At 71.3% G+C, this 4,745-nt stretch carries 4 protein-coding genes; 1 reads left to right on the plus strand and 3 read right to left on the minus strand.

The window, feature by feature from the left end; translation table 11 throughout:
• Positions 1–235: 235 nt before the first annotated feature.
• Genes AB0J52_RS27880 through AB0J52_RS27890 form a run of 3 tightly spaced genes read right to left on the minus strand, consistent with a single transcriptional unit; the run spans position 236 to position 2,783 of the window.
• On the minus strand, positions 236–652 hold the full coding sequence (locus AB0J52_RS27880) for a carboxymuconolactone decarboxylase family protein (protein ID WP_500185361.1): 417 nt from the start codon (positions 650–652) through the stop codon (positions 236–238).
• Positions 649–1,488, minus strand: coding sequence for a tryptophan 2,3-dioxygenase (locus AB0J52_RS27885; protein ID WP_500185363.1), 840 nt, complete (start codon positions 1,486–1,488; stop codon positions 649–651). Before AB0J52_RS27885 ends, AB0J52_RS27880 begins: the two co-directional genes overlap by 4 nt.
• Entirely contained in the window at positions 1,482–2,783 is a 1,302-nt protein-coding gene (locus AB0J52_RS27890; RefSeq protein WP_500185365.1) for an aminotransferase class I/II-fold pyridoxal phosphate-dependent enzyme, read from the minus strand. Before AB0J52_RS27890 ends, AB0J52_RS27885 begins: the two co-directional genes overlap by 7 nt.
• A 221-nt stretch (positions 2,784–3,004) precedes the next feature.
• Between AB0J52_RS27890 and AB0J52_RS27895 the strand changes: the two genes are divergently transcribed.
• A complete protein-coding gene (locus AB0J52_RS27895; RefSeq protein ID WP_500185366.1) occupies positions 3,005–4,465 on the plus strand; it encodes an amidase family protein in 1,461 nt (486 codons plus the stop codon).
• Positions 4,466–4,745 lie beyond the last annotated feature (280 nt).

The raw sequence follows: 4,745 nt of genomic DNA on the forward strand, positions 1-4,745 counted from the left end.
CACCGCGTCCCCGAGGTCCACGACGTCCGCGCCGGTCGGGCGCCGTACCCGCGCGCCGACCTCGTGGACACGGCCGCCCCGCACCAGCACCTCCCGGGGCCCGAGGACCCCGTCCGCCACGCCGTCCCAGCAGCGCCCGGCAACGATCACGGTGTCCGCCACCGGCCCGCCCTCTCTTCCGGTTCCCTCCGCGTCCGGGCCGCGTTCACCCGGGCCGCGTTCACCCGGACCCCGTTCACCCGGACCCGGACCGGTCGTCGAAGACCTCCTTCGCCTGCCGCACCGCCGCCAGCACGCGCGGGAACCCGATGTAGGGCAGGCACTGGACGAACACCTCGATGACGTCCTCGGGCGCGACGCCGACGTTCAGCGCCGAGTCGACGTTGGCCTTCATGGGTTCGAGGTCGACGCCGATGGCCGCCAGCGCCGCCAGCCTGACGAGCTGGCGCTCGCGCATCGGCAGGCGCGTCCGGCTGTAGATGTCGCCGAACACGAACTCCAGCAGGAACCGGCCGAGGTCGGGCGCCACCTCGTCGAGTTCGTCGAGCATCCGCTGCCCGCCGGCGGCGTTGACCTGCCGCATCGTGTCGAGACCGCGCCGCCGGCGGTCGCCCGGGCCGTCCGCCGGGGTCTGTGCGGCCGGGGTTCTCACGAGCCGGTGCCGATCACGTCGCGCGCCGCGAAGAGCTCGGGGAACAGTGGCCGCCCGACCAGGTCCGCGAGGTAGGGGACGCCCTTGCCGCCGGTGCCGGGACGCTCGCCGATGATGCGGCGCACCGTCCGCGCGTGCCGGAAACGCCAGAGCTGGTGCCGCTCCTCCAGCTCCACCAGCCGCTCGGCCATCTCGTACTCGGCCCGGTGACGGTCGCAGTCCTCGTAGATGCGCCGTAGCGCCGCCACGACGGTCTGATCGGGCTCCTGGTCGCCGGAGTACAGGCGGTCCAGGCAGCTTTCGGGGACGGGGTGCCCCGTCCGCAGCAGGAAGCGCAGGAAGTCGTCGTACAGGGTCGGCTCGTTCAGCGCGCGTTCGAGCAGCTCGCGCTGCGCCGACCAGTGGTAGTGCTTCAGATAGTCCGGGCGCTTGTTCCCGAGTTTGAACTCCCACGCCCGCAACTGGGCGGACTGGAACCCGCTGGTGTCGCCCAAGACCGGCCGGAACTCGGTGAAGGACTCGGGAGTGAGGGTCGCTATCACGCTCCACTGGCCGATCATCTGGGCCTGGACGGCGTAGACGCGCTCCAGCCCGCGGGTGGCGCCGATCAGGTCGTCGTCGCGGAGCAGCGACTGCAGGTGCGCCATCTCGTGCAGCAGCAGCCTGGTCCACAGCTCGGCGGTCTGGTGCTGGATGATGAAGAGCAGCTCGTCGTGGTGCGGCGGGTCGGCGATCGGGTGCTGCGCGGTGAGGAGGCGGTCCAGGCCGAGGTAGTCCTCGTACGTCAGGTCGTCCCCGTCCCCGTCGCCGTTGTCGCGGCGTGAGCGCTTCAGCATGGGCTGCTCCAGGACAGGCGGGCGCTGCCCAGGCGGCGCAGCGCTGACACGACGGTGTCGCGCGGCGGCGCCAGGAACATCCGCACGAAGGGGAACGGGTCGGGCGCGTCCTCGCCGTCGGCGCTCTGCGGGGTCATGGTGCCCGCCCCCAGCAGCACCCCCGACCGGTCGAAACACGCGCGCCGGTACCGGTCGACGCCGTCCGCGTGCTCCTGGTACGCGGGTGGGACGGGGAACACCAGGTAGCTGGTGCAGTCACCCGGCAGGAAGGAGTCGGCGGGATAGCCCAGTTCGCGCACCAGGAAGTCGCCGACCAGGGCCCGGTGCTCGGCGCAGGCCCGGCGGAACCCTTCCAGGTACTGATCCGACTCCTCGCTCCGCAGCCACTGCGCCATGGCGTGCTGCAGTGGCACCGCGCAGGTGAACGAGCGGCGCGCCATATGGTCGTTGACGAGCCGGTCGACGGTGTCGGGTGAGCCGGTGACGGCGCCGACGCCCCAGCCGTTGCAGTTGAACTGCTTGCCCAGGGAGCGGACGGCCAGCCAGCGGCCCTCCAGGCGGGGAAACTCCTCCAGCAGGAGCCGCGGCGCGGAGGTGGGCGCCACCCCGGGGTCGGTCACGCCGAAGTAGGCGTCGTCGATCAGGATGTGCGCGCCGGCGTCGACGGCGGCGGCGAGGATGCGGCGGACGTTGTCCGTGCTCCAGTTGACGCCCGTCGGATTGTGCTGGGCGTTGACGACCACGACGGCGTCCCGGGGATCGGCCTCCTCACGCAGGACCGCCTCGACGTCGGCGGGGCGGGGCTGGAATCCGTCCTCCACGCGCAGCGGCAGATACCTGAACCGGAAGCCCTGCCCGCTGAACACTCCGTGGTAGTCCCAGCCCGGCGCGGGCGCGATCACCACGGGACGGTCGCGGGCTTCCTCCCTGACCAGCCATCCGAAGTCGGACATGCTGGCGCGGGTCCCCGAGCAGGCGACGGCCACCTCGAAATCCGCACCAGCGGCGCAGGTGTCCGGAATCCCGGCGGTCCGGGGGATATAAGCACGCAGGACGCGTTGCAGTACGGGCAGCCCGTACTGCGATATGACATAGCCGTGGACGTATGGGGGCGCCTTTTCGCTGAGTAGCCGGATCAGGCCGTCGGGGGCCTGTGACCAGGTCTCGCCCACGCTGAGGTATATCGGTTCGCCGTGAGGCGAACCGGCCTTGAGGTAGGAGTCGATCCACTCGGCGTCCTCGAAACGACGGCGGGTCCCCGCGTCCTCGGTCACCTCGGACAGGATCGACGGCATTTCGGCCTCCGCATCATGCGGCCCTGACTGCGGAGTTTGTTCCTTCCCGGAAGGATGCCGGATCTAACCGCCGTGCTCTTCATGAAAAGCTCGGGTACGCGCCCACGCGCACCATTCGTCATTACGGCAACGTCAGTTCCGGCAGGCTTCTGGCGTACCATCACATCGGTTTGAAAAAGAAAACGCATGGAAGATTGGAGATGGCGGAAGGGATCGGAATCATGGACGATCCGGCCCGGTGGGGCCTTGCGGAGGCCGCTGCGCGGATTCGCGACGGCACGATCTCCTCTGCCGAGTACACGCAGGAACTGCTGCGCCGATGCCGGTCCTGGCAAGGGTTGAACGCCTTCACCTCGCTGGGCCCAGAGACGGCGCTGCGGCAGGCGAGGCAAGCCGACCGGCTCCGCGCCCGGCAGCCGGGTCCCCTGCACGGGATTCCCCTGGCCGTCAAGGACAACATCGACGTCGCGGGCCAGGCCACCACAGGCGGGACGCCCGCCCTCAGAGGCCAGGTGGTGCGCCGGGACGCCGAGGTCTGGACCAGCCTGCGCGCGGCGGGCGCGTTCTCGCTGGGAAAGACGAACATGCACGAACTCGCCTTCGGCATCACTGGCAACAACCAGGCGTTCGGCCCCGCGCTGAATCCCTGGGCTGCCGACCGGACCGCCGGCGGCAGCAGCGGCGGCACCGCGTCGGCGGTGGCCGCCTGTCTCGTGCCGGCGGGCCTGGGGACCGACACCGGCGGCTCCATCCGCATTCCCGCCGCCCATTGCGGCGTGGTGGGCCTGCGGCCGAGCCGCGGCCGGTACGGGCAGCACGGTGTGCTGCTGCTGTCACGCACCCGTGACACGGTCGGGCTCATCGCACGCTCCGTCCAGGACGTGGCGTTGCTGGACTCGGTCATCACCTCGCCCCTTGGGGACCGGACCGGTGCCGGTGTCCCGCCGGCCTCCTGGTCCGGGGTCCGGCTCGGAGTCCCCCGCGCGCCGTTCTGGCGGGACCTGGACAGCGGCACCGAGGCCGTTGCCCGACGGCGGCTCGACGACCTGCGGCGCGCCGGCGCCGTTCTGGTCCGGACGGACCTTCCGGCGCCGGTCACCGAGCAGACGTCTCAGGCCGGGCTGGCCGTGGCGCTGTACGAGGCGCTCCGCGAGCTGCCGCGCTACCTGGCCCAGACCACTCCCGCACCGACCCTTGAGGAGCTGATCGACCAGGTCGCCGGCCCGGACGTGCGCGCTCTGCTCGATGACGCGAAACAGGTCACGGAGTCGGACTACCGGACGGCATGCCACTCGACCGTGCCGAGGATCAGCTCCGCGCTGGCCGGCCATCTGCGCGCTCTCGGCCTGGACGCCCTCGTGTACCCCACCTGTCCGCTGCCGGCGCAACCCGTGGGACACGACGAGACGGTCCTGCTGAACGGCCGGCGGGTGCCCGCGTTCGCCACCTGCATCCGCAACACCGATCTCGCCAGCGTCATCGGCTGGCCGGCGCTGAGCCTGCCGGCCGGCCTGACCGACGACGGCCTGCCCGTCGGGTTGGAGCTGTGCGGTGCCCCGGGCACCGACCGGCGGCTGCTCTCCCTCGCCAGGGGAGGCGAGCAACTATGGGAACGGCCACCAAAGCCCGGACCGCCTCCCGACAGCCCTTCCGGGACATGCCACGCCTGCACCATGCCCTGATCTGGCGGGCCGACGTGGTCAACAAGCAGATCCTCGCCCCCGTAATCGGGCGGCGGCGCCGGGCGGACCTGACGCAGCACTACTAGGCGGCACTACTAGGTCGTGCCCTGAGGATGACGATCGAGGCGTTAGCCCGCCGTGTCGGTGCCGCTGCCCGGACTGTGGACGACTGGGCCGCTCATCTCCGGCGGGGGCGTCCCATGGCTGATCATCGGCTGCGTGCGGTGGCGACGGCCGCCGGCACGATGGCCAGCGCAAGGATGCCGCCGCCGATCCCGAC

The organism is Spirillospora sp. NPDC049652 (assembly GCF_040675125.1).
Lineage (GTDB): Bacteria > Actinomycetota > Actinomycetes > Streptosporangiales > Streptosporangiaceae > Spirillospora.